This window comes from Pseudomonas sp. WC1, assembly GCF_050586565.1.
Classification (GTDB): Bacteria; Pseudomonadota; Gammaproteobacteria; order Pseudomonadales; family Pseudomonadaceae; genus Aquipseudomonas.
Genome location: NZ_JBOBDQ010000007.1, coordinates 82,405 through 103,970 on the forward strand (window position 1 = coordinate 82,405; position 21,566 = coordinate 103,970).

Sequence of the window (21,566 nt, forward strand, 5' to 3'; positions counted from 1 at the left end):
TGGGCATGCAGGATACAGTTGGTTCACGCCCAACGCCGGACTCCGGACACCTGCATGCCCGAACGTGAAATCCAAGCATTGCGCCAGCGCAATGCCGAACTCGAAAGCCAGCTCGCCCAACGCAAGGACATCGACAACAGCCTTTATCGCTTCTTGTTCGACACCATGGACGAGGGCTTCTGCGTCATCGAGTTCTTCGACGGTCCCCATGGGCCGCTCAGCGACTACATCCATGTCGTCGCCAACGCCGCCTACGCCCGCCATGCCGGCATACCCAATGTAGTCGGACAGAAGCTGCGGGAGATGGTGCCCGACGAGGCCGACGACTGGGTGGCCCGCTACGGCCAGGTATTGCGCACTGGCCAACCATTGCAGTTCGAACAGGAACTGGTGGCCACCGGCAGGATCCTGGCGGTAACCACCTTCCGTATCGAGCCCGCCGAGCGCAATCAGGTGGCGGTGCTGTTCCAGGACGTTACCGAGCGACGTCGGGCGGAAACCGCACTGCAACAGCTCAACGACCATCTCGAACAACGCGTGGCTGACGCCCTGGCCGAACGCAGCCTGTTCGCCGAACTGGTCGAGCACAGCGTGGCGCGCGTCCAGGTGGTGGACACCTCGCTACGTTTTCTTGCTGTGAATACCCGTGCGGTCAAGGATTTCCAGTTTCTTTTCGGGCGCACGCTGAAGGCAGGTGATCGCCTGGCCGATTGCCTGGACGGTTTCCCCGATGAGTACCAGCGCTCGGTGGCGCTCTGGCACCGGGCGCTGGCGGGCGAAAGCTTCATCGAAGTGATCGAATATGGGCGCGGCAACTACCGGCGACATTTCGAACTGCGCTTCAACCCCCTGCGCAACGCCGACGGCGGTGTTGTCGGCGCCTACCTGTTCGTCTACGACATCAGCCGTCAGGCCAACGAGCAGAAGCGCCTGCTCGAGGCCGAGGAGGCCTTGCGTCAGGCGCAGAAGATGGAAGCCGTCGGCCAGCTTACCGGCGGCATCGCCCATGACTTCAACAACTTGCTCGGTGGCATACTCGGCGCCCAGGAGCTGATGCGCCAACGCCTGGGCCAGGCACGCCACGAAGAGATCCCTGCCTTGCTCGATACCGCCAGCGATTCGGCACGACGGGCTGCGGCACTGGTGCATCGCCTGCTGGCGTTCTCGCGACGCCAGACCTTGTTGCCACGGGCTACCGCAGTTGGCGCGCTGGTCCTCGACATGGAGGATCTGATCCGCCGTAGCGTGGGACCGGCCATTGATCTCAGTGTCGCTTGCGCACCGCAGCTCTGGCCGACCTTCATCGATCCCCCGCAACTGGAAAGCGCCCTGCTCAATCTGTGCATCAATGCCCGCGACGCCCTGCCCAATGGAGGACGAATCGAGATCAGCTGCGAGAACTGCCATCTGGACGAAACGAGCGCCGCAGCGCTCGACCTCCCGGCAGGCGATTACCTGCAACTCAATGTCGAGGACAATGGTCGCGGCATGACGCCGGAGGTGATCGAACGGGCAATCGACCCGTTCTTCACCACCAAGCCGCTCGGCCAAGGGACCGGGCTGGGGCTATCGATGGCTTTCGGCTTCGTACGCCAGTCCGGCGGCCAGTTGCGGATCCGCTCGACCGTGGGCGAAGGTACGCGGGTCGAACTCTACCTGCCACACCACCATGAGGCGCCAGCGCTACCGCAGGCGCTGCCGCAGGCCACACCGCTGGTGCACCTCGGGCAGGCACGCATCCTGCTGGTCGAGGACCAGGCCGCGCTGCGCCTGGTAATCGGTGAGCTGCTGGAGGAACTCGGGCATGAAGTGCATGGCGCAGGCGACGGTGCCGCGGCGCTGACTATGCTCGAAGGGGGGCTGATTCCACAATTGTTGATCAGCGATATCGGCTTGCCTGGCAGCCTCAATGGTCGCCAGGTCGCTGAGGCGAGCCGTGCCTTGCATCCGACGTTGCCGGTGCTGTTCATCACCGGTTATGACGAAAGCGCGGCGCTCGCCGATGGGCAACTGCCCCCACGTACGCAGGTACTGCGCAAACCGTTCGAACTGACGGCCATTACCGACGCGGTGGCCCATTTGTTGAGCGCCGGATGACCCAGGTCAGCGCCCGCCGCCCAGGTCAATGAAACTGCCGGTCGAATAGGAGGCCTTGTCCGACAGCAGCCACATGATTGCCTCGGCCACTTCCTCAGGCTTGCCGCCACGCCCCATCGGCAGGCCGGGCTCGAGCTTGCCGACCCGGTCCGGATCGCCACTCAGGGCATGGAAGCCGGTGTGAATGTACCCCGGGCGCACGCCGTTGACCCGTACCCCCTCGCCCGCCACTTCCTTGGCCAGGCCGAGAGTGAAGGTATCCAGCGCGCCCTTGGACGCGGCGTAGTCGACATATTCGTTGGGCGAGCCCAGGCGCGCGGCCACCGACGACACATTGACGATCGCCCCGCCCTGCCCGCCATGCCGTCGGGCCATGCGCAGCAAGGCATGCTTGGCGCACAGCATCGGCCCGACCACATTGGTCTTCATCACCTTGAGCAGGCGAAACTCCGACATCTCCTCGACCCGGCTCTGCTGGCCGATGGTCCCGGCGTTGTTGACCAGCGCGGTGACCGGCCCGAGCTCCTGGTCGACGAAGTGGAACAGCCGTACCACTTCATCCTCGACGCTGGCGTCGGCGCGCACCGCGATGGCGTCCGCGCCCAGCGCGCGGACCTGCGCCAGCATCGCCTCGGCGGCCTGGTCATCGGCGTGGTAGTTGATGCAGATGCGGTAACCCTGTTGCGCCGCCAGCAACGCGGTAGCGGCGCCGATGCCCCGGCTGGCGCCGGTGATGACGATGACCTTGTCCATGAGCCTGCCAAGTAGTCCGGAAAAGACCTACAAGATTAGGGGAAATGCCATCATTTGAAAACCTGCGGCCCCACCGTAAAAGGGGCTTGTCGGGCCGCCCCCGCAGGTTGCTCTCAATGCCCCGCCGACGCCGGCGCGGCCTTGGCCGTGAACGGTGGCTTGGCCAGCCACACCAGCAGGATCAACCCGGCGAATACCCAGGTCAGCAAGGTGAAGTAGTCCACCGTCGACATCATGTACGCCTGGCTGTTGAGGATCTGCTCCAGCTTCGCGTAGTTCTGCGGGCTGGCACCGCCCAGTTGTTCCAGGGTCTGGCGGGTGGCCGGCTCGAAGGTGCTGATGTGCTCGCTGAGGTAGGCATGATGCTGGTCGGCCCGGCGTATCCAGATCCAGGTGGTCAGCGACGCGGCGAAGCTGCCGCCCAGGGTGCGCAGGAACGTCGCCAGCCCCGAACCGTCGGCGATCTGGTGCGGTGGCAGGTCCGACAGCAGGATGCTCAGGGTCGGCATGAAGAACAACGCCACGCCGATGCCCATGAACAGCTGCACCAGGGCGATGTGCAGGAAGTCCACCTCGTTGGTGAAGCCGGCGCGCATGTAGCAGCTGGCGCCGATCGCCAGGAAGGCGATGCCGGCCAGCAGGCGCAGGTCGAAACGGTGCGCGTACTTGCCCACGAACGGAGACATCAGCACCGGCAACAGGCCAATCGGCGCCACCGCCAGGCCCGCCCAGGTGGCGGTGTAGCCCATCTGGGTCTGCAGCCATTGCGGCAGGATCAGGTTGATGCCGAAGAACCCCGCGTAGCCGCCCACCAGCACCAGGGTGCCAATACGGAAGTTGCGGTGCACGAACAGGCGCAGGTTGACCACCGGGTGGCGGTCGGTCAGCTCCCAGATGACGAACACCGCCAGGAACACCACCGAGATCAGCGTGCCGATGACGATGAACGACGACTCGAACCAGTCCAGGTCGTTGCCCTTGTCCAGCACCACCTGCAAGGCGCCGACACCGACGATCAGGGTCAGCAGGCCGATGTAGTCCATCGGCTGGCGGCTGGTGACCACCGGGCGCGTGCGCATCTGCTGGCGCACCACGGCGGCGGCGAACAGGCCGATCGGCACGTTGATGAAGAAGATCCACGGCCAGCTATAGCTGTCGGTGATCCAGCCGCCAAGGATCGGCCCGGCAATCGGCGCGACCACCGTGACCATCGCTAGCAACGCCAGGGCCATCCCCCGTTTCGCCGGCGGATACACGGCAATCAGCAAAGTCTGGGTCATCGGGTACAGCGGGCCGGCCACCACCCCCTGCAGCACCCGGAAGAACACCAGCTCGGGCATCGACTGGGCGATACCGCACAGGAACGACGCCAGCACGAACAGCAGCGTGGCCCAGATGAACAGCTTCACTTCGCCGAAACGCCGGCTCAGCCAGCCGGTCAGCGGCAGCGCGATGGCGTTGCTCACCGCGAACGAGGTGATCACCCAGGTGCCCTGCTCCGAGCTCACCCCGAGGTTGCCGGAAATGGTCGGCAACGCCACGTTGGCGATGGTAGTGTCGAGCACCTGCATGAACGTCGCCAGGGACAGCCCGATCGTGGTCAGCAGCAGGCTCGGCGGGGTGAACTGCGCGGGGGCCGCCTGGCTCATCGCTGGGCCGTCTTGCCGGTGGCGCTGTTCTCGTGGATCAGCCGGGCGATCAGGTCATCGGCCTCGACCAGCTGGCGGTCGTACACCTCGGTGGTGTAGCTGGCCTGCTGCGGCGGTTGCTGGGCCAGGGCCGGGCCACTCTGGTCGTGCAGGTCGACTTCGGCGACGGTGGACAGGCCGATGCGCAGCGGATGGGTCTTCAGCTGTTCAGGGTCCAGATGGATGCGTACCGGTACCCGCTGGACGATCTTGATCCAGTTACCGGTGGCATTTTGCGCCGGCAACAGGGCAAAGGCGCTGCCGGTGCCGGCGCCGAGGCTGTCGACAGTGCCGGAGTAGGTCACTTCGCTGCCGTACAGGTCGGCGGTGATTTCCACCGGCTGGCCGATGCGCATGTCGCGCAGTTGGGTTTCCTTGAAGTTGGCGTCGACCCACACCTCGTCCAGCGGGATCACCGCCATGGTCGCGGTGCCCGGCTGCAGGCGCTGGCCCAGTTGTACGGTGCGCTTGGCGACATAGCCGGTGACCGGCGCCACCAGCGTGGTGCGGGCATGGTCCAGGTAGGCCTGGCGCAGGTCGGCGGCGGCGGCCATCACTTCCGGGTGCGACGAGACCACCGTGTCGTCGACCAGCGCGGTGCTGGTGTTGAGTTGCTGGCGGGCACTGTTGACGGCGGCCTGGGCCACGGTCAGGTCATCACGGGAGTGGGCGACTTCCTCGGCGGCGATGGCACCGCTGTCGGCCAGCACCTTGCGCCGGTTGTAGTCCTGCTGGGCCTTCTGCAGCTCGGCCTGGCGGGTCTGCAACTGCGCCTTGAGCGAGTCGACATTGCTGTACAGCCCGCGCACCTGGCGCACGGTACGCGCCAGCTTGGCCTCGGCAGCCTGCAGGGCAACCTCGCTGTCGGCCGGGTCGAAGCGCAGCAATACCTGGCCGGCATGCACCAGGTCGCCATCGTCGGCGCCGATGCTGGTGACGGTGCCGGTCACCAGCGGGGTGATTTCCACGACGTTGCCATTGACGTAGGCATCGTCGGTGCTTTCGTGCCAGCGCCCGACCAGGCTGTACCAGGCCCAGGTGCCGGCCCCGGCGAGGATCAGGATCAGCAACAGGGCGAGCAGCCAGGCCTTGCGCTTGCCCGAGTTGTCAGGCGCGGGTGCCGGGGTGGAGGTGTCAGCGGGAGTGGCCATGACAATACCTTGGAAAATGCGTGACTGGGATCAACGATCGCCGAAACGGCGGATCGTCAGGGGGTCGCCGGCGCTGAGCAGGACTTTGGCGAGCAGTTGCTCAAGGGTCTTGAGCTCCTCGGGCTGCAGCACACCGACCAGTTCGTTCATTGCCGCCGCGCCGACCTGGGGCAGGCGGTCGGCCAGGCGCTGACCGTCGGCGGTGAGGGCCAGGCGCACCTGGCGGCGGTCGTCGGGGCAGCGGTTGCGCAGGATCAAGCCCTTCTGCTCGAGGCGGTCGAGCATGCGGGTCATCGAACCGCTGTCCAAACCGAGGTAGCGGCACAGTTCGGCCGGGGTATCGACCTGGTACTGGGTGACGATGATCAGCACCTTGAACTGGGCGGCCGTGACGCCGTCGGCTTCGAGGTGCCAGTCGAGGATGCGGTCCTTGAGCAGCGCGGCGCGGCCGAGCAGCATGCCGATGGCGCAGGTCTGGAAGTTTTCCGGGGTGAAATGGGACATCGGCGGTCTGCTCGGGCAATTGTGTGAAAATATTACTGCTTAGGCAGTGAATGTCAAAGCTTTGATTAGGAGGCTAAATAAATATTTATCGGGAGGGGCTGAAAGCGTCAGCGCTTTGCTGCGTGAGGACAGGCAAGGAGCGCCGCCTGAGGCGGCGCATCGAGATGGGTGGCACCTGCTTGGCGGGCAAGCACCGTCCCTGTGGGAGCTGGCTTGCCAGCGATGAGGCCCTTGCAAGCAACCCAAGACAGCTGCGCCTACAGGGACCGGATCACCCTCATGGAGCCTGGTTGTCTTGTGACGTCGTCAGTGCTGGCGCGCCACCTGCCACAACCGCGCCACATCCGCGGCCCGCGCCTTGAGCAACGCCCCCGCCTCGGCACAAGCCTGCTCCAGGCTCATCGGCCCGCTGGCCAGGGCGAAGGCCGCATCGATGCCCTGCCCATACAGTTGCTCGTAGCCCGCACCGAGCGTGCCCGCCAGCACCACCACCGGCACGCCGTGGCGCTTGGCCACCCGCGCCACCCCGAGGGGCGTCTTGCCGCGCAGGGTCTGGGCATCGAAACGCCCTTCGCCGGTAATCACCAGATCCGCGCCCTGCACCAGGGCATCGAGCCCGGCCAGCTCGGCGACCACCTCGACCCCTGGGCGGAACTGCGCGCCCATGAATGCCTTGGCCGCAAAGCCCATGCCTCCGGCCGCGCCACTGCCTGGCTCATCACGCACATCCTTGCCGAGCACGTCCGCGCAATGATCGGCGAACCGCGCCAGGGCCTGGTCCAGGGCCTGCACCTGCTCGGGGTTGGCACCCTTCTGCGGGCCGAAGATCGCCGAGGCGCCATTGGCGCCGCACAGCGGATTGTCGACATCGGCGGCAACATCCACCTGCACCCGCGCCAAACGTGGGTCCAGGCCGCTGGCGTCGATGCGCGCCAGCTGCGCCAGGGCAAGGCCACCCTCGGCCAACGGCTCGCCCCGGGCATCCAGCAGGCGCAGGCCCAACGCACGCAGCATGCCGCTGCCGCCGTCATTGGTGGCGCTGCCGCCGATGGCCAGGACAATCCGCGAGGCGCCAGCCGCCAGCGCCGCGGCGATCAGCTCGCCGGTGCCCCAGGTGCTGCTGCGGCAAGCGTCGCGCTGTCCGTTGGGCACCAGCTGGATGCCACTGGCCTGGGCCATCTCGATCACCGCCGTGCGGCTCTCGGCCAGCCAGCCCCAGGCGGCCTCGACAGGCTCGCCCAGCGGGCCGCGCACCACCTGGCGGAGCAGCTCGCCCTGACTGGCGGCGACGATCGCCTCCATGGTGCCTTCACCGCCATCGGCCATCGGGCATTCGATGCGCTCGCAAGCCGGCCACACTTCGGCCAGCCCGCTGGCGATGGCGCGGGCGACGCCGGAGGCATCGAGGCTGTCCTTGAACGAATCGGGGGCGATGACGATTTTCATGGGGATTCTCCTGTCCTGTTCCGCGCATGCTGACAGGTGCGCGGTGCACTGGCCTCGGTCGGATGCACAAAACCCAGGGGCGGTTGTTTGGGCGAATGCCTTTGCCAGCCGTCAGTCCGCCGGCAACAGCTGCAACCCCAGGTACAAGCTCAGCATCCCCTCCATGCGCAACGGATCCACCTCCCCCACCTCGGCAATGCGCTCCAGCCGGTAGCGCAAACTGTTGCGGTGGATACCCAGCGCCTCGGCGCAGGCCTGGCTCTGCCCCTCATGGGCGCACCAGGCGCGCAAGGTGAGCAGCAATTGCCCGCTGGCATCCTTGGCGCGAATGCGCTGCAAGGGTTCGAGCAGCTCGTCCAGCGCATCGTCGTTGCGATGCCGCCACAGCAGCGCCGGCAGGCGATAGCGGGCCAGGCTCAGCAGGCGCTCGTCGGGCAGCACCTCACGGCCGTAAGCCAGCAGATCGCGCACCCGCCGGTAACTGCGGCGCAGTTGCTCCAGGCTCTGCGCCGGGCTGCCCAGAGCCAGGCGCTCGACGTCCCAGCCGTGGCGCTGCAGGCGTTCGAGCAGGCGCGGTTCGTCCAGCGGCACGCCGGCCGGCCGGCACCATAGCAGCGACTGGCGCGCAGGGCTGACACACCAGCTGTCCGGGTAGCGGCTCATCAGCCAGGCCGAGAGCGCCTCGGCAGGCGGGCTGCCACGCAACTCGAACAGGCAGGCAATGCGTGGCAGGTTCGGTTTGAGCCCCAGTTGCCGGGCTTCATCGACCAGCCGCGGCGAGTCGCCGCTGCCGCCCAGCAACAGCGCCAGCAGGTCGTCGCAGCGCTGGCGACGCCACTGCTGCTCCACCTGCAGATGGCGCTGAGCCAGGAGCATCTCGGCGGTCATGCGCACCAGCTCGCCGTAGGTGCGCAACTGTTGCGGGTCACCGGTCAGGCCGAGCACGCCGATCAGCCGGCCATCGAGCATCAATGGCAGGTTGACGCCAGGCTGCACGCCCTTGAGGCACTTGGCCGCCTCCACGTCCAGCTCGACGATGCGCCCGTTGGCCAGCACCAGCTGCGCGCCTTCGTGGCGGGTGTTGATGCGCTCGGCCTCGCCACTGCCCAGGATCAGCCCCTGGCTGTCCATCACGTTGACGTTGCACGGCAGGATGGCCATCGCCCGGTCGACGATGTCCTGGGCCAGGTCGTGGTCCAGCTCGAACATTTAAGAATCCTCAGGCTCTGTACGAAATGTGTCTGCGCGAAGGCCAGACAAGGCGAAACGGGGGGGAGGAAGCGCAGTGTACTGGAGTACATGAGCATTCCGAGCCCCGTTTCAACGCAGTATGGGCGAGTGCAGATACCTTTCGTGCGGGGCCTGGGCTTTGGTCGGGGGCACAGCAGCCCATGCCTGAAGCTGTGCAAAAGCACAAAGACAGCCGCGCTACACTGCCCGAGACTTTTCCAGGCGAGCGCCGGCACAGGCGACGCGGTGACAACCATAACAACAGAGAACCCGATCATGGCACACAGCCCCGCCCCTGACCAAGGCAACGAGATCACCCGCAACGCGCTCTACCGGCGCATCACCCTGCGGCTGATCCCGTTCATTTTCATCTGCTACCTGTTCAACTACCTCGACCGCGTCAACGTCGGCTTCGCCAAGCTGCAGATGCTCGACGCACTGAAATTCAGCGAAACCGTGTACGGCCTCGGCGCCGGCATCTTCTTCATCGGCTACGTGCTCTGCGGCCTGCCCAGCAACCTGGCGCTCAACCGCTTCGGGCCGCGGCGCTGGATCGCGCTGATGATGATCGCCTGGGGCAGCCTGTCCACCTGCCTGCTGTTCGTCACCACCCCCACCGAGTTCTACACCCTGCGCCTGTTGACCGGCGCCGCCGAGGCGGGCTTCTTCCCGGGCGTGGTGCTGTACCTCTCGCGCTGGTTCCCGGCGGACCGGCGCGGCCGCATCATGGCCCTGTTCATGTCGGCGATCCCGGTGTCCGGGCTGCTGGGCGGGCCGTTCTCCGGCTGGATCCTCGATCACTTCGCCGCGGGCCAGCACGGCCTGGCCGGCTGGCAGTGGATGTTCCTGATCCAGGGCTTGCCTACCGTCGTGTTGGGCGCGCTGGCCATCGTGCTGCTCAGCGACGGCTACCAGAGCGCCCGCTGGCTGAGCCCGGCCGAACGCCAGCTGATCGAGGCGGATCTTACGGCCGACGCCGCCGGCAAGCCGGCCACCCGCGGCGACAGCGTGATGTCGGTGCTGGGCAACCCGCTGATCTGGACCTTCGGTTTCGTCTACTTCTGCATCCAGAGCGGTGTCTATGCCATCAACTTCTGGCTACCGTCGATCATCAAGAACATGGGCTTCGACAGCCCCCTGCTGATCGGCTGGCTCAGCGCCATCCCATACCTGCTGGCCGGTGTGTTCATGATTGTCGTCGGCCGCTCGGCGGACCTGCGCAACGAACGCCGCTGGCACCTCGTGGTACCGATGCTGATGGGGGCGCTGGGTCTGTTGATCGCGGTGAACTTCGCCGCCCACCCGACCATCGCCATCCTCGGCCTGTCCATCGCCACCATGGGCGCGCTGACCGGCCTGCCGATGTTCTGGCCGATGCCGACCGCGCTGCTCACCGCCGGCACCGCCGTGGCGGGCCTGGCGATCATCAACTCGGTGGGACAGATGGCCGGCTTCCTCAGCCCCTACCTGGTGGGCTTCATCAAGGACCAGACCGGCTCGACCGATGCGGCGCTGTATGCGCTGGCCGGGTTGATCGTGGTCGGTAGCCTGGTGGCTTTGCGCGTTTCGCGCAGCACCAGCAGCGCCCTGGCAGGCGTTCGCCAGTAGGTGCCGACGAGGCCATCGCGGGCTTGCCCCGCGATGGCCACCACGCTAGTCGCGAGGTTTCCAACCGGCTTCATGCAATGCCGTCAGCAAGGTATCCCCGTCCAGCGCCGGCACCACCACGCCTCCCTTGCCCTGCATCGTGCGTCCCGCCAGCAAGGCATTGACGATCGCCTCCTCCACCGCTTCCGCCGCCGCCATGAACAACGCCGAAATATGGTCGTTGTTGAGCATGCGCAACTCGGTGCATTGTTCCAGCCCCTTGCGTGCATAGTCCGCCGGCGGCAGATTTTGGTTACCGGTGGAGAACGCCAGGAAGATATCGCCGCTGGAGTCCTCGGTGCCGCCACCAGTACGGGCGATGCCGATCGACGCGCGCTGGGCCAGACGCTGGCACTGATGTGGCAGCAGCGGCGCGTCGGTGGCAATCACCACCACGATCGAGCCCATCCCCGGGGTGCCGGTCACAGGTTCGGCGAAAGGCGACGGCAAATGCCCCAGCTGACGCCCCACCGGGTAGCCATCCACCCGCAACTCGCGCCGCTGGCCATGGTTGGCCTGGACCAGGGCGCCTACGGTCCAGGCGCCCTGCCCGTCCTCCAGGCGCCGCGAGGCGGTGCCGATGCCGCCCTTGAACTCGTGGCAGATCATCCCCGTGCCACCGCCCACCGGCCCTTCCTGCACCGGCCCCGAGGTGGCCGCTTCCTGTGCCTGGCGTACCTGCGCCGGGGTCACGTGCTGGCCCCAGATGTCATTGAGCAGGCCATCGTAGGTTTCCATCACCACCGGCATGCACCAGTACACTGAGGCATCCGGCAGACGTTCGCGTTCGGCGGCGATCAGCGCATCGCGCACCACGCCGACGCTGTGGGTATTGGTGATGGCGATCGGCGTGGTCAGCAAACCGGCCTCGCGGATCCACTCCAGGCCCGTGGCGTCGCCGTTGCCGTTGAGCACGTGGCAGCCGGCGAAACAGGGTTGCTGACGGGCCGCGCCTGCGCGGGGCTCGATCAGCGTCACCCCGGTGCGGATCGGCGCCGGGCGTTGTTCGTCGATCAGGGTGCTGTGGCCGACCCGCACCCCTGGTACGTCGGTGATGGCATTGAACGGGCCCGGGGTGCCGTGGCCGAGGGTGATGCCCAGTTGACGCGCACGCATGTGTACTCCTTGGATGCTCACAATTTCTGGAAGGTCGGGCTGAGCCGGCCGTGGGTGCTGTACAGCGTGACCGACACGGCCAGCAGCCCGAGGATGATCAACAGGTCGCGCAGGGACGCCTCGCGCAGCAGGGTCACCAGCAGCCAGCCGGCGCCGCTGACCGCCAGCAGCGCCGGCAACGGCCACAGCGGCATACGGTACGGATGCTCTCGGTCGCGGCGCAGTACCCGACTGCACAGGGCGCATGCGGCCACCACCAGGTAGATCAGCAGCAACAGCAGCACGGTGAACGAGGTCAGTTCCTCCAGGCTGCCGGACAGGCTCAGCAAGGCCGACGGCACGGCGAGGAACAGCGTGGCCAGCCACGGCGACTCCCAGCGCGGATGGATCAGGGTGAAGGCACGGTTGAGCGTGGGCGTCCAGATCGCGTCGCGCCCGCTGCTGTACACCACCCGGCCGACCTGGATGACAATGGCCACGATGGCGTTGAACACCGAGAGGAAGATCCCCGCGCTGACCAGCCGCGCCAGGGTCTCGTTGCCATGGGCGGTCAGCAGGTAGCCGATCGGATCGCCGCTGGCCAGCATCGCCTGCAGCGACGGCGCGCCGACCAGCAGCGCGGCCAGCGGGATCACCTCGATCGCCACCACCACCGCCAGTGACCACAGCACCGCCCGGTGCACAGTGCGGCCACGGTCCTTCATGTCTTCGGCCAGCAGCACAGCGCCACCATAGCCATTGAAGGCGAACAGCGCCATGCCCACCGCGCCCAGCACCAGTGCCCAGGGTGCCGTCGTCAGCACCCCTTGCTCGAGCATCTGCGGCTGCAACAGGCTCGCCGCCGGTTGGCTGGCATTGCCGAACCCCAGAATCACGATCACCAGCAGCGCGGCGACCTCGCAGAACAGGAACACCCCGGTGATCCAGGCATTCAGGCGGATGTTGAGAATACCCAGCGCATAGCTGGAGACGACGATCACCAGCGCCACGGTCTGGGTGTCGAAACGCGTGCCCAGGGCATTGTTCAGGTAGGTGGCGGCGCCACCTGCAAGCACTGGCGGAATGAACAGCATCGAGGCCAGCACGGTGAGAAAGGTGGCATAGCCCGCCAGCCCGCCGAACACGCGCTTGGCGTACACATACTCGCCGCCGGCAGAGCTGTGCGCGCGCCCCAGTTCGGCGTAGCACCAGGCGAACATCAACGCCAGCGCACCCGCCATGATGAAGGACAGAAACGCACCACTGCCGGCCTGTTGGATGGCGAACGGGGCAATGACGAACACGGAACTGGCCGGGGTCACCGCGGAAACAGTGATGGCGACCACGTCGAACACACCCAGGCGCTGCTTGAGCGCGCTTGCGGGCTCTTCGCTGGAGCTCATGGCGTTTTTCCTCTGATTGTTATTGGTTGTGAGGGGAAAACCGGTCGCGCGGCCGCTGGACCTGAGCCGGACTGTAGGCCTGGACAAGCCTTTGGCCAATTACCCTTAGGGGGTACGCCCCTTGACGGGGAGCGGGAAACCTCCCGAGACTGCGCAATCGCAGGTCGAAACTTGTGGGAGCGGGCTTGCCCCGCGATGACTCAGGGTTGCCTGATCCGACGCCATCGCGGGGCAAGCCCGCTCCCACGCACCCATTGCGATCGGGAAATCTGCGATATACCTGACCTGCAACTGGCGTAAGCCACGGGGGCCCATGCACCACCTGTTCACCGAAGCCAGCGCCCACGCGGGCCTTGCCCGCACCGTCGAGCAGATCGGCCAGCCGCGCTTCTGGCGCCAGTTGATCCTGCTGCTGCAGCAATGGCTGGCATTCGACAATGCCCTGGCGATGTTCTACCCCCGTACCGGGCTGCCCCGGGCACTGGAAATTTTCGACGCGCGGGGTGAAGGCAACCCCGAGGCCATGGCCCTGTACCTGAGTGGCCTGTATCAGCTCGACCCGTTCTACCAGGCCTGCCAGGAGCGCATCGGCGATGGCCTGCATCGCCTGGAAGAAGTGGCGCCGGACCAGTTCCGCCAGAGCGAGTACTACCTCAAGTACTTCCACGACCATGTCCTGGAGGACGAGGTGCAGTTCATCGTCCAGCTCGGCGACAGCGGCGCCCTGTCCCTGTCGCTGGGCCGGCGCGAACGGTTCGACAGCGCCAGCCACGGCCTGCTGGCGCTAGTATGTCCGTGGGTGGTCGCGCTGATGACCCAGCACTGGCAGCAGCACAGCCTGCGCCCGGCGCCAGCGGCGGGCATGGCCCACCAGGTGCGCGACGCCATGAGCCTGTTCGGCGCCAAGGTGCTGTCGGAGCGCGAGCTGGAGATCGCCCGGCTTATCCTGCGCGGTTATTCATCGAAAGCCATGGCCGAGCGGCTGGCCATTTCACCGGAGACCATCAAGGTGCACCGCCGGCACCTCTACGCCAAGCTGGACATCTCGTCGCAACCGGAGCTGTTCTCATTGTTTCTGCAATCGTTGGGGCACGATCCGCAGGACCCTTGAAAATGTCACTGGCGCAACCGCCCAAGTGCCTCCAGTACATGCCCGGTCGCCCGCTCCACCTCACCTTCGCGGCAGGCGATGCCCAGCTGGCGCCACAAACCTGGCCGCAGCGGCCGTTGGGCAATGCGCGCCTGCGGCTGACGCACCTCACCTTCCTGCGGCAGCAAGGTGGCCCCGTACCCGGCGGCCACCAGGCTCTTGATCGCATCGTTGTAGTTCAGCTCGATTCGCGGCTCGGGGTACAGCCCCGCCGTGGCGAACCACTCCGAGGTGACCCGCGACAGCTGGGTGGTGCTGTCGTTGAGAATCAGCGCCCTACCGGCCAGCCAAGCCGGGGTGACCCGCGCCGGCGGCTGCCAGTCGGCGGGCACGTAGGCCATGATCGGATCGCGCCGCCACGGCGTGATCCTCAAGCCCTTGCCCGCCACCTGCGGCAGCGCCACCAGGCCGATGTCCAGGGTGCCTTCGCGCAGACGCGCCAGGGAGGCCTGCGAGGTCAGCACCTGGACCTGCACGTCGATCCCGGGGTGGTCCACCCGCAGGGTTTCCAGGGCCTGGGGCAACAGGTGGGCGATGGCGCCGGTCGAGGCGCCGAGGCGCACCCGGCCGGTCAGGCCCTCGACCTGGCGGCGCACCTCGTCCAGCGCCTGGTCGGCATCGGCCAGCAGGCGCCGGGCGCGGGCCAGCAGCGTCGCGCCGACGGTCGTGGGGCGAACCTGGCCGCGCATGCGGGTGAGCAATGGGGCACCGATGCGCGCCTCCAGTTCGGCCACATGCAGGCTGATGGTCGGGGGCGCCAGGTTGAGCTGGCGGGCGGCCTGCGCGAAGGACGCGCAGTCGGCGATCACCACCAGGGTGCGCAGGCGGTCGAGGCTGATTTCTCGCATGGGATCTCGCAGGAGCGGCTATCAATTCAGGATTACTGAACGTGGCCATCATGATATTCAAATTTTCTTTCGTCCAGTGAGCGGCGAGGATTAGCCATCACCCTCGTCACCGGATAATCGACATGCACCAACCCCTCGTCTTCATCGATGGCGACCAAGGCACCACCGGCCTGCAGATCCATGCCCGCCTGCAAGGCCGCGATGACCTGCGCCTGCTAACCCTGCCCGAGGCCGAGCGCAAGGACCCGGCCCGTCGCAGCGAGGCTATCAACAGCGCCGACATCGCCCTGCTCTGCCTGCCCGACGAAGCCGCCCGCGAGGCCGTGGCCACCCTGCGCAACCCGGCGGTGCGGGTGATCGACGCAAGCTCGGCGCACCGTACAGCTCCAGGCTGGGTCTACGGCCTGCCGGAGCTGAACGCCGAGCAGTCCGAGCGCATCGCCACGGCCACCCGGGTCAGCAACCCCGGCTGCTACCCCACCGGCGCCATCGCCCTGCTGCATCCGCTGGTCCAGGCCGGCCTGCTGCCCGCCGACTACCCGCTGAGCATCCATGCCATTTCCGGCTACTCCGGCGGTGGCCGTGCCGCCGTCGAGCGCCATGAACGGCGCAGCGATGATTACCTGCCGACGCTGCAGCTGTACGGCCTGGAACTGGCCCACAAGCATGTGCCGGAGATCCAGCGACACGCCGGGCTCAGCGCAAGGCCGGTGTTCGTCCCTGGCTACGGCGACTACCGCCAGGGCATCGTGCTGAGCATCCCCCTGCAGTTGCGCCTGCTGCCCGGCGTCAGCGCCGAGCAGTTGCAAGCCTGCCTGGAACAACACTACCAGGGTGCCCGGCACGTGCAGGTCATGCCCCTGCACCAGCATGGCGCGGCCGCGGCGCTCGACCCGCAGGCGCTGAACGACAGCAATGACCTGCGCCTGGCCCTGTACGCCAACCCCGAGCACGGCCAGGTGCTGCTGACCGCGGTGTTCGACAACCTGGGCAAGGGCGCGTCGGGCGCCGCCGTGCAGAACCTCGACCTGATGCTGGCTGGGCTGCGCTAGCATCTGCGGGTAGAATGGACACCCGCCTCGTCCGGGGCGGGTGTTTCACACCTTGCCGGAGTTCCACCCGCGATGTTCATCCTCCGCCGCCTTGACGGCGTGCCGCCCGAATCCTTCCAGAACCAGATCCGCCAACTGGTGATCGACCATGTCGGTCAGCTCAGCAGCGTCGCCATCAGCCCGGACAACCCGCTGTACCCGCTGTACCAATATGGTGTCGGCCTGGAGGTGCACCAGTACCTGATGGCCCTGGACGGCAACCGCGGCCTGCGGGTCGAACTGACCCTCGCCCTGGATGCCGACGCGCCGGACCGGTTGCTCGGCTTTGCCCTGGTACTGCCGGCCCAGGACAACCCGCAAGCCTGCGCCCTCGCCTACCTCGCCGTGGACGCCAGCCACCGCCGCCAAGGCATCGCCCGTGGCCTGCTGGATGCCGTGCGTGGCCGCTATGCCTGTGTCGAGCTGAGCGCCTTTGCCCAGCAAGTGCCGTGGTTCGAGAACATGGGCCTGCAGGTAGTCGCCAGCGCCGGGCCGCAGGTATTGATGAGCAGTACCGGCAAGGCCAGCGACGCACTGATCGGGCGACTGGACATCGCGCCGATCTACCAGACCGTCGAGGTGCGGCAGATCCATGCCTACCTGCTCAAGCAGCAGGGCGAGGCGACGATGGTCGAGGCCGAACGGCTGCGCGACGCACGGTTGGATACGCTGGCCGAGCAAGCGAGGGCATGCGTCAGCGAACGCAAGCGCGTGCACTGAGGCGCCCCTCGGTTCAGCCCTTGATGGCTTTCTCGATGGCGGCGATATCGATCCTGCCCATCTGCAGCATCGCCTCGAACGCCCGCTTCGCCACGCCGTGATCAGCGCTGGCAACGGCCTCGGTGAGTATCCGTGGACTGATCTGCCAGGACAGACCCCATTTGTCCTTGCACCAGCCACAGACACTTTCACTGCCACCATTGCCGACGATGGCGTTCCAGTAGCGGTCGGTCTCTTCCTGGCTGTCGGTCGCCACCTGGAACGAGAACGCCTCGCTGTGGCTGAACGCCTTGCCGCCGTTCAGGCCGATGCAGGGCACGCCCATCACGGTGAACTCGACGGTGATCACGTCGCCCGCCTTGCCCGAAGGGTAGTCGGCGGGCGCCTTGTGCACCGCGGTCACGCGGCTGTCGGGAAAGGTGCTGGCGTAGAAGTTCGCCGCGTCCTCGGCGTCGTTGTCGTACCACAGGCAAACGGTGTTCTTGGCGGTCATGGGCGCTCTCCTGGGCGGGTCTCACTGCCCACGAGTCTAGTCCCCGGATCCACCTGCCCTGGGCAAGCGCGATCAACGGCTGACCAGTCAGCTCCCCTGGCTCAGGAGGCGACCCATGCGGCTTGCACGGCGTCACCGTGGCGCTGGCTGAACGCCAGGTAGTAGCCGTTGCAATCGCGCACACCGAATTCACGCGAGCCATAGGCCGTGTCCTGCAATGGCCAGGCGATGTCCGCCTGCTCACGGACTTTGGCGTAGTAACCCTCGACGTCCTCGATCACCAGGTAGAAGGTGCCGGCGCAACCTGGCGCTTGCCGCCACAGGTCCTGCTCGGTGAAGAGCAGGCCTCCAGGTGCCCGCCGCAACCCTTACAGCGCCTATGAAATCGAGCGCCGCCCGCGCGGCGCTCGATTTCATAGGCGCAAAAGCCTTCGTGGCGAACACTTTGAAATAAACGCAGACAGCAACAAGGGTGCTGTATGCCGGGTTTGCTCGCCATCTGTGTCTAACGGCAATTGTCCGCCACGCCTAGGATCGAAGCCTGTAACCAAGGGAGCTGCCATGAACGAACTGCCCACCACCAGCGATTTTCCCGGGCTGGTCCTGCGCCGCTTGCTGCCGGGCGACCAGGCCATGGTCTGCGCCCAACGCGAGGCCATGTTCCTGGAGGCCGGTGGCGACCCTCTAAACCTGCAAACCATGACCGAACACTTCCGGCCCTGGCTGCAACCACGCCTGGCCGATGGTCGTTACTACGGGTTCGTGCTGCTGGATGACGAGCAGCCGGTGGCGGCCATCGGCCTGATGTCGATCGACTGGCCGCCGCACCCGGCGCATCCCTGTCACGACCAGCGCGGCTATGTGCTCAATGTCTACGTGGAACCTTCCCATCGCCGCCGGGGGCTGGCGTCGAAACTGATGCGTCTGGCCGAGGCAGAGTTCACCCGGCGCGGCCTGGGCTTTGCCGTCCTGCATGCCACCGCGGTGGGCCGCCCGGTCTACGCCGGCATGGGCTGGGCGCCTACCACGGAAATGGCCAAGCACCTCGGCTGAGCGCTCAAGTCAGCCGCGCAAGCGCCGATACCTCTCGTGCATCCGCCCTGATTGTGCGGTTACTCAAGGAAGATTCAAGTTGCGTTACAACCTCCCGGCCCTGCTGATCCTGTCGCTGTTCCTGTCACTCACCGGCTGCAATGGCCTGCCTCGCGCCACCACCGACAACGCCCCGCCACTGGGCCCGGTTCTGCCGGACAGCGAGGCGCGCAATGCCTGGATCGCCCAGGCGCTCGCCCGGGATCCGCTGGCCAGCCAGAACCGCCAACCAGCACCGCGCCAGAGCAATGCGCAGGTCGTCGCCAAGCTGCGCCAGAAGCGCGACCTTCAGCTGCCGGACGCCTACTGGACGCAATGGCAACGTAACCTCGATGCTTTCGATGCCGACACCCTGCGCCACAAGGAAGCGCAGCGTGCCCTTTACATCGCTACCTTCACCGATCAGCTCAAGCGCGTCGACGACCTCACCCTGCAACGCCTGGCCAACGCGCCCGACACATTGGACGCAGCTACTCGCGAGGACTGGAAGCTCCGCCTGATCGATCGTTACAGCCGCTACATCATCGACAGCGAAGTAAACCGCGACATCATCGACGCCCACCTGCAGCGCATGGCGCAGATGGACCGGCAGTACGGCGTCTGCGCCCTGGACAGCGACTGCTGGGACCGCCCACCCACGCCCTGATATTTGACGCTCGGTGGCCCAGCGTTCAAGGTTGTCGCACCCCATCGATCCGGAGTTCTCCATGCATTTCGACCTGATCCAGTCCCTGAGCCTGGCCGGCAAGACCGATGTGCCCAATGACGACCGCCTCGGCAGTGCCGACCGTCATGCCTGGGTGATCGACGGCGCCACCGACCTCGGCGCCCCAGGCCTGCTGGGTGAACGCGGCGGCGCGGCCTGGCTCTCGGCCACGGCCCAGCGTGCCTTCGCCATGGCGTCGGGGCCGCTGCGGCAGGTCTGCGCGTCAGTCTTCGACTCGATCGCCCACGCCTATCTGCAAGACCGCCAGCGTGAGCCCGTGGCCACCTGGGAGTTGCCACGTGCCGCCTTTGCCGCCGTGGCGCTGGAAGGCGAAGAGCTGGTCTGCGCGCACCTGGCCGACTGCGTGGTGCTGCACCGCAGCGCGCGCGGAATTCACTTCCTCACCCCGGAGCCCGACCGCGAGGCCGAGCGTGCCGAGGCTACGGCACTTGGCCCCGGCACCGGCGCCCATGGCGTGCGCACCCCAGCTGTGCTGGCTGACCGACGGGTAGCCCGTGAACGCCCCCGGGCCGTGCTAGGCATCGATGCCCAGTTGTCCCGGGAAGGGACGCTCTACAGTCGCGCTCCAGTGGCCCGAGGCGACGATATCCTGTTGATGAGTGACGGTTTCGCGGCGCTGTTCGACACCTACCGGGCCTACGACCCGGCCGGTTTCATCGAGCGCCTGCTGGCTCATGGCCTCGATGACCTGGCGCGCACGTTGCGCGGCATCGAGCACGACGATGCGGCCTGCCTGCGCTATCCGCGCTTCAAGATGAGCGACGACGCCTCGGCGATCTGGTTGCGGGTTGGTTAAGTCCCCGCGAGCCAGGCCAGGCGCTTGTGCAGAAAATAGCGGGTATGTCCAGGCGGGAAATCGGCAATCTCGCCAAAGACTTCGAACCCCAGCTTGCGGTAAAAGTCCGGCGCCTGGAAGCTGAAGGTGTCGAGCCAGATCCCGCCACAGCCCTTCTCCCTCGCCAGAGCCTCGGCCCTGGCCATCAGTTCACGCCCACAGCCCTGCCCGCGCATCCGCTCGGGCACCACCAGCAGTTCGACGAACATCCAGCCCCCGCCGAGCCTGGCATAAAGGCCACCGACGATTTCATCGTTGGCAGGATCGCGTAGCGTCCAGGCGACAGTGGCCGCGCCGGGCGAGCCGATCACGCCATCGTTGAATGCGCGCAAGGGTTTTAGAATTGCATCGTGATGCAGGCTGGTCGCCTGGTCGGTGAAATCGATACCGAGTGTCATGGCAGGTCGTCCGGTTGACCATGGAGGGGCGGCGCCAAGCGCGCCGGGTTAAATTTGCTTGACGTTACATCAAGGCTTTACGTACAGAGCGTAACGCCAGAAACCTGTTTCCCTGCTATGGTAGCGCCCTTCTACCGGGCAGCAGGAAGCAAGTTGGGGATGGACCTCTTGAGAACTCTAGGCATGATTTTATTGGCCTGTGCTTGCACTCCTACAATGGCGCACGAAACGAGTGATCCATTCGAAAGTGCGACGTATGGTACGACACTACTCCCCTTTATAATTGTTGGGGGGACCACGGCGCTGACGGTCTGGAATACCAATATGAAATCGGCAAAAGCCGACGCACTGGCGTTTATCGGTTCAGGTGGCGAGATACGGGGAGCTCAATTTGAGCAAGCTGTCCGGTACTACCATTCAGCCTACAGCCAACCTTATATGTCTGATGAGCAGCTGGCTCTTGCGATCGTAACTTCGATCTAGGCTCTGTATGAAAAGCCTTGAGACGAAGGTCAGGCAAGGCGAAAACAGCCGAGGAACGGTCGGAGTCGCGCCGACTTTACGGGTTGTAAATGAGCATTCCGACCGGGCTGGCGCACCAGGCTGTTTTCAACGCAGCATCACCGAGTATCAAGGCTTTTCATACAGAGCCTAAGAGCCCTGCGCCTTCACCTGGCAAATGCCGTTGGCCCGGTTCCTTCCGGTGTATGAGACGCTCGGGGAGCCGTCCGGGTTGATCGATATCGAAATGGTCACTCCGCTGGCTTTGGCTTCGAAGTAGTTCTCGTTGAACTTCTTCAGTTTGCCCTCTTTGCCATTGATGTAGATCGGGCCGCCCTCGTCCGCGTGGACTTCAATTTTCCCAGGGCATGTTGCGTTCAGCAGTGGAATACCAGCCTGAGCCGCGCCTGACGCTACCAGCAAAGCCAACAGCAGTAATCGCTTCATCTCACGCGCCTTGAGTGGTTGTTCAAGATCGAAGCAATAGCTCAAATCGGCGCTGCCCGCCAGCGTCTTCCCCACTTCAATGAATTCAGCGAGTGACTTGTCCGAGCTTGCCAAGGGGGAATCGGCAGTCATTGGTGCAGAATTGGTACCGGATTAAATTTCGTTCACGTTACGCCCTTTGGATATAAGGCATTCGACAGCCGTTCGGCCATACTCCAGAATGCAACGGTTTTTTGGGGGAAACCCTTGC

At 65.9% G+C, this 21,566-nt stretch carries 22 protein-coding genes; 9 read left to right on the forward strand and 13 right to left on the reverse strand.

Going from position 1 to position 21,566, the window contains the following annotated elements:
* Positions 1 to 54 precede the first annotated feature (54 nt).
* The gene (locus tag ACQ4OD_RS05060; protein ID WP_430943973.1) at positions 55 to 2,097 is read left to right on the forward strand and encodes a PAS domain-containing protein; all 2,043 of its coding nucleotides are present in this window, start codon (positions 55 to 57) and stop codon (positions 2,095 to 2,097) included.
* Positions 2,098 to 2,103: 6 nt separating this feature from the next.
* Here the strand turns inward: ACQ4OD_RS05060 and ACQ4OD_RS05065 are convergent, their stop codons facing one another.
* From ACQ4OD_RS05065 to ACQ4OD_RS05090, 6 genes are all read right to left on the reverse strand, one after another.
* Positions 2,104 to 2,850, reverse strand: coding sequence for an SDR family oxidoreductase (locus tag ACQ4OD_RS05065; protein ID WP_102682406.1), 747 nt, complete (start codon positions 2,848 to 2,850; stop codon positions 2,104 to 2,106).
* Between the two features lie 113 nt (positions 2,851 to 2,963).
* Positions 2,964 to 4,499, reverse strand: coding sequence for a DHA2 family efflux MFS transporter permease subunit (locus ACQ4OD_RS05070; RefSeq protein ID WP_102682405.1), 1,536 nt, complete (start codon positions 4,497 to 4,499; stop codon positions 2,964 to 2,966).
* On the reverse strand, positions 4,496 to 5,689 hold the full coding sequence (locus ACQ4OD_RS05075; RefSeq protein ID WP_102682404.1) for an HlyD family efflux transporter periplasmic adaptor subunit: 1,194 nt from the start codon (positions 5,687 to 5,689) through the stop codon (positions 4,496 to 4,498). Before ACQ4OD_RS05075 ends, ACQ4OD_RS05070 begins: the two co-directional genes overlap by 4 nt.
* A gap of 30 nt (positions 5,690 to 5,719) precedes the next feature.
* Positions 5,720 to 6,193, reverse strand: coding sequence for a MarR family winged helix-turn-helix transcriptional regulator (locus ACQ4OD_RS05080; RefSeq protein ID WP_038706300.1), 474 nt, complete (start codon positions 6,191 to 6,193; stop codon positions 5,720 to 5,722).
* 306 nt (positions 6,194 to 6,499) lie between these two features.
* Entirely contained in the window at positions 6,500 to 7,639 is a 1,140-nt protein-coding gene (locus ACQ4OD_RS05085; protein ID WP_430943974.1) for a glycerate kinase, read from the reverse strand.
* Between the two features lie 111 nt (positions 7,640 to 7,750).
* The gene (locus ACQ4OD_RS05090) at positions 7,751 to 8,848 is read right to left on the reverse strand and encodes a sugar diacid recognition domain-containing protein (protein WP_430943975.1); all 1,098 of its coding nucleotides are present in this window, start codon (positions 8,846 to 8,848) and stop codon (positions 7,751 to 7,753) included.
* Positions 8,849 to 9,145: 297 nt separating this feature from the next.
* Here ACQ4OD_RS05090 and ACQ4OD_RS05095 point away from each other — a divergent pair, with 297 nt between their 5' ends.
* Positions 9,146 to 10,477 carry an MFS transporter gene (locus tag ACQ4OD_RS05095; protein WP_258701514.1) on the forward strand — a complete coding sequence of 444 codons (1,332 nt, stop codon included), beginning with the start codon at positions 9,146 to 9,148 and terminating at the stop codon, positions 10,475 to 10,477.
* 45 nt (positions 10,478 to 10,522) lie between these two features.
* Here ACQ4OD_RS05095 and ACQ4OD_RS05100 read toward each other — a convergent pair whose 3' ends face one another.
* Both ACQ4OD_RS05100 and ACQ4OD_RS05105 read right to left on the reverse strand, forming a co-directional pair.
* On the reverse strand, positions 10,523 to 11,632 hold the full coding sequence (locus ACQ4OD_RS05100; protein ID WP_430943976.1) for a P1 family peptidase: 1,110 nt from the start codon (positions 11,630 to 11,632) through the stop codon (positions 10,523 to 10,525).
* Positions 11,633 to 11,649: 17 nt separating this feature from the next.
* Positions 11,650 to 13,014 carry an APC family permease gene (locus tag ACQ4OD_RS05105; RefSeq protein WP_430943977.1) on the reverse strand — a complete coding sequence of 455 codons (1,365 nt, stop codon included), beginning with the start codon at positions 13,012 to 13,014 and terminating at the stop codon, positions 11,650 to 11,652.
* A gap of 313 nt (positions 13,015 to 13,327) precedes the next feature.
* On the opposite strand from ACQ4OD_RS05105, the gene ACQ4OD_RS05110 reads away from it, so the two are divergent.
* Positions 13,328 to 14,125 carry a helix-turn-helix transcriptional regulator gene (locus ACQ4OD_RS05110; protein ID WP_139670451.1) on the forward strand — a complete coding sequence of 266 codons (798 nt, stop codon included), beginning with the start codon at positions 13,328 to 13,330 and terminating at the stop codon, positions 14,123 to 14,125.
* A 5-nt stretch (positions 14,126 to 14,130) separates the two neighbouring features.
* Here ACQ4OD_RS05110 and ACQ4OD_RS05115 read toward each other — a convergent pair whose 3' ends face one another.
* A complete protein-coding gene (locus ACQ4OD_RS05115) occupies positions 14,131 to 15,012 on the reverse strand; it encodes a LysR family transcriptional regulator (protein ID WP_430943978.1) in 882 nt (293 codons plus the stop codon).
* 122 nt (positions 15,013 to 15,134) lie between these two features.
* On the opposite strand from ACQ4OD_RS05115, the gene argC reads away from it, so the two are divergent.
* The gene (gene argC / locus ACQ4OD_RS05120; protein WP_430943979.1) at positions 15,135 to 16,064 is read left to right on the forward strand and encodes an N-acetyl-gamma-glutamyl-phosphate reductase; all 930 of its coding nucleotides are present in this window, start codon (positions 15,135 to 15,137) and stop codon (positions 16,062 to 16,064) included.
* A 72-nt stretch (positions 16,065 to 16,136) separates the two neighbouring features.
* Entirely contained in the window at positions 16,137 to 16,823 is a 687-nt protein-coding gene (locus ACQ4OD_RS05125) for a GNAT family N-acetyltransferase (RefSeq protein ID WP_139670447.1), read from the forward strand.
* A 13-nt stretch (positions 16,824 to 16,836) separates the two neighbouring features.
* On the opposite strand, the gene ACQ4OD_RS05130 is transcribed toward ACQ4OD_RS05125, so the two are convergent.
* On the reverse strand, positions 16,837 to 17,316 hold the full coding sequence (locus tag ACQ4OD_RS05130) for a VOC family protein (protein WP_198754263.1): 480 nt from the start codon (positions 17,314 to 17,316) through the stop codon (positions 16,837 to 16,839).
* Positions 17,317 to 17,417: 101 nt separating this feature from the next.
* Positions 17,418 to 17,681 carry a VOC family protein gene (locus tag ACQ4OD_RS05135; protein ID WP_430943980.1) on the reverse strand — a complete coding sequence of 88 codons (264 nt, stop codon included), beginning with the start codon at positions 17,679 to 17,681 and terminating at the stop codon, positions 17,418 to 17,420.
* A 196-nt stretch (positions 17,682 to 17,877) separates the two neighbouring features.
* Between ACQ4OD_RS05135 and ACQ4OD_RS05140 the strand changes: the two genes are divergently transcribed.
* From ACQ4OD_RS05140 to ACQ4OD_RS05150, 3 genes are all read left to right on the forward strand, one after another.
* On the forward strand, positions 17,878 to 18,369 hold the full coding sequence (locus ACQ4OD_RS05140; protein ID WP_430943981.1) for a GNAT family N-acetyltransferase: 492 nt from the start codon (positions 17,878 to 17,880) through the stop codon (positions 18,367 to 18,369).
* 79 nt (positions 18,370 to 18,448) lie between these two features.
* Positions 18,449 to 19,054, forward strand: a complete 606-nt coding sequence (locus ACQ4OD_RS05145; protein ID WP_139670443.1) for a hypothetical protein — start codon at positions 18,449 to 18,451, stop codon at positions 19,052 to 19,054.
* Between the two features lie 61 nt (positions 19,055 to 19,115).
* Positions 19,116 to 19,931: a protein phosphatase 2C domain-containing protein gene (locus ACQ4OD_RS05150; protein ID WP_430943982.1), complete on the forward strand. Its 816-nt coding sequence runs from the start codon at positions 19,116 to 19,118 to the stop codon at positions 19,929 to 19,931.
* Here ACQ4OD_RS05150 and ACQ4OD_RS05155 read toward each other — a convergent pair.
* Positions 19,928 to 20,368: a GNAT family N-acetyltransferase gene (locus tag ACQ4OD_RS05155; protein ID WP_110699658.1), complete on the reverse strand. Its 441-nt coding sequence runs from the start codon at positions 20,366 to 20,368 to the stop codon at positions 19,928 to 19,930. The genes ACQ4OD_RS05150 and ACQ4OD_RS05155 overlap by 4 nt on opposite strands.
* A 159-nt stretch (positions 20,369 to 20,527) precedes the next feature.
* Here ACQ4OD_RS05155 and ACQ4OD_RS05160 point away from each other — a divergent pair, with 159 nt between their 5' ends.
* Positions 20,528 to 20,851, forward strand: a complete 324-nt coding sequence (locus tag ACQ4OD_RS05160) for a DUF2388 domain-containing protein (protein WP_430943983.1) — start codon at positions 20,528 to 20,530, stop codon at positions 20,849 to 20,851.
* Positions 20,852 to 21,019: 168 nt separating this feature from the next.
* Here ACQ4OD_RS05160 and ACQ4OD_RS05165 read toward each other — a convergent pair whose 3' ends face one another.
* Entirely contained in the window at positions 21,020 to 21,316 is a 297-nt protein-coding gene (locus ACQ4OD_RS05165) for a hypothetical protein (protein WP_430943987.1), read from the reverse strand.
* Positions 21,317 to 21,566: the final 250 nt, after the last annotated feature.

Coding starts and splice junctions, on each gene's coding strand:
- ACQ4OD_RS05060 (WP_430943973.1), top strand. CDS start 55: ATGCCCGAACGTGAAATCCAAGCATTGCGCCAGCGCAATGCCGAACTC.
- ACQ4OD_RS05065 (WP_102682406.1), bottom strand. CDS start 2,850: ATGGACAAGGTCATCGTCATCACCGGCGCCAGCCGGGGCATCGGCGCC.
- ACQ4OD_RS05070 (WP_102682405.1), bottom strand. CDS start 4,499: ATGAGCCAGGCGGCCCCCGCGCAGTTCACCCCGCCGAGCCTGCTGCTG.
- ACQ4OD_RS05075 (WP_102682404.1), bottom strand. CDS start 5,689: ATGGCCACTCCCGCTGACACCTCCACCCCGGCACCCGCGCCTGACAAC.
- ACQ4OD_RS05080 (WP_038706300.1), bottom strand. CDS start 6,193: ATGTCCCATTTCACCCCGGAAAACTTCCAGACCTGCGCCATCGGCATG.
- ACQ4OD_RS05085 (WP_430943974.1), bottom strand. CDS start 7,639: ATGAAAATCGTCATCGCCCCCGATTCGTTCAAGGACAGCCTCGATGCC.
- ACQ4OD_RS05090 (WP_430943975.1), bottom strand. CDS start 8,848: ATGTTCGAGCTGGACCACGACCTGGCCCAGGACATCGTCGACCGGGCG.
- ACQ4OD_RS05095 (WP_258701514.1), top strand. CDS start 9,146: ATGGCACACAGCCCCGCCCCTGACCAAGGCAACGAGATCACCCGCAAC.
- ACQ4OD_RS05100 (WP_430943976.1), bottom strand. CDS start 11,632: ATGCGTGCGCGTCAACTGGGCATCACCCTCGGCCACGGCACCCCGGGC.
- ACQ4OD_RS05105 (WP_430943977.1), bottom strand. CDS start 13,014: ATGAGCTCCAGCGAAGAGCCCGCAAGCGCGCTCAAGCAGCGCCTGGGT.
- ACQ4OD_RS05110 (WP_139670451.1), top strand. CDS start 13,328: ATGCACCACCTGTTCACCGAAGCCAGCGCCCACGCGGGCCTTGCCCGC.
- ACQ4OD_RS05115 (WP_430943978.1), bottom strand. CDS start 15,012: ATGCGAGAAATCAGCCTCGACCGCCTGCGCACCCTGGTGGTGATCGCC.
- argC (WP_430943979.1), top strand. CDS start 15,135: ATGCACCAACCCCTCGTCTTCATCGATGGCGACCAAGGCACCACCGGC.
- ACQ4OD_RS05125 (WP_139670447.1), top strand. CDS start 16,137: ATGTTCATCCTCCGCCGCCTTGACGGCGTGCCGCCCGAATCCTTCCAG.
- ACQ4OD_RS05130 (WP_198754263.1), bottom strand. CDS start 17,316: ATGACCGCCAAGAACACCGTTTGCCTGTGGTACGACAACGACGCCGAG.
- ACQ4OD_RS05140 (WP_430943981.1), top strand. CDS start 17,878: ATGAACGAACTGCCCACCACCAGCGATTTTCCCGGGCTGGTCCTGCGC.
- ACQ4OD_RS05150 (WP_430943982.1), top strand. CDS start 19,116: ATGCATTTCGACCTGATCCAGTCCCTGAGCCTGGCCGGCAAGACCGAT.
- ACQ4OD_RS05155 (WP_110699658.1), bottom strand. CDS start 20,368: ATGACACTCGGTATCGATTTCACCGACCAGGCGACCAGCCTGCATCAC.
- ACQ4OD_RS05160 (WP_430943983.1), top strand. CDS start 20,528: ATGGACCTCTTGAGAACTCTAGGCATGATTTTATTGGCCTGTGCTTGC.
- ACQ4OD_RS05165 (WP_430943987.1), bottom strand. CDS start 21,316: ATGAAGCGATTACTGCTGTTGGCTTTGCTGGTAGCGTCAGGCGCGGCT.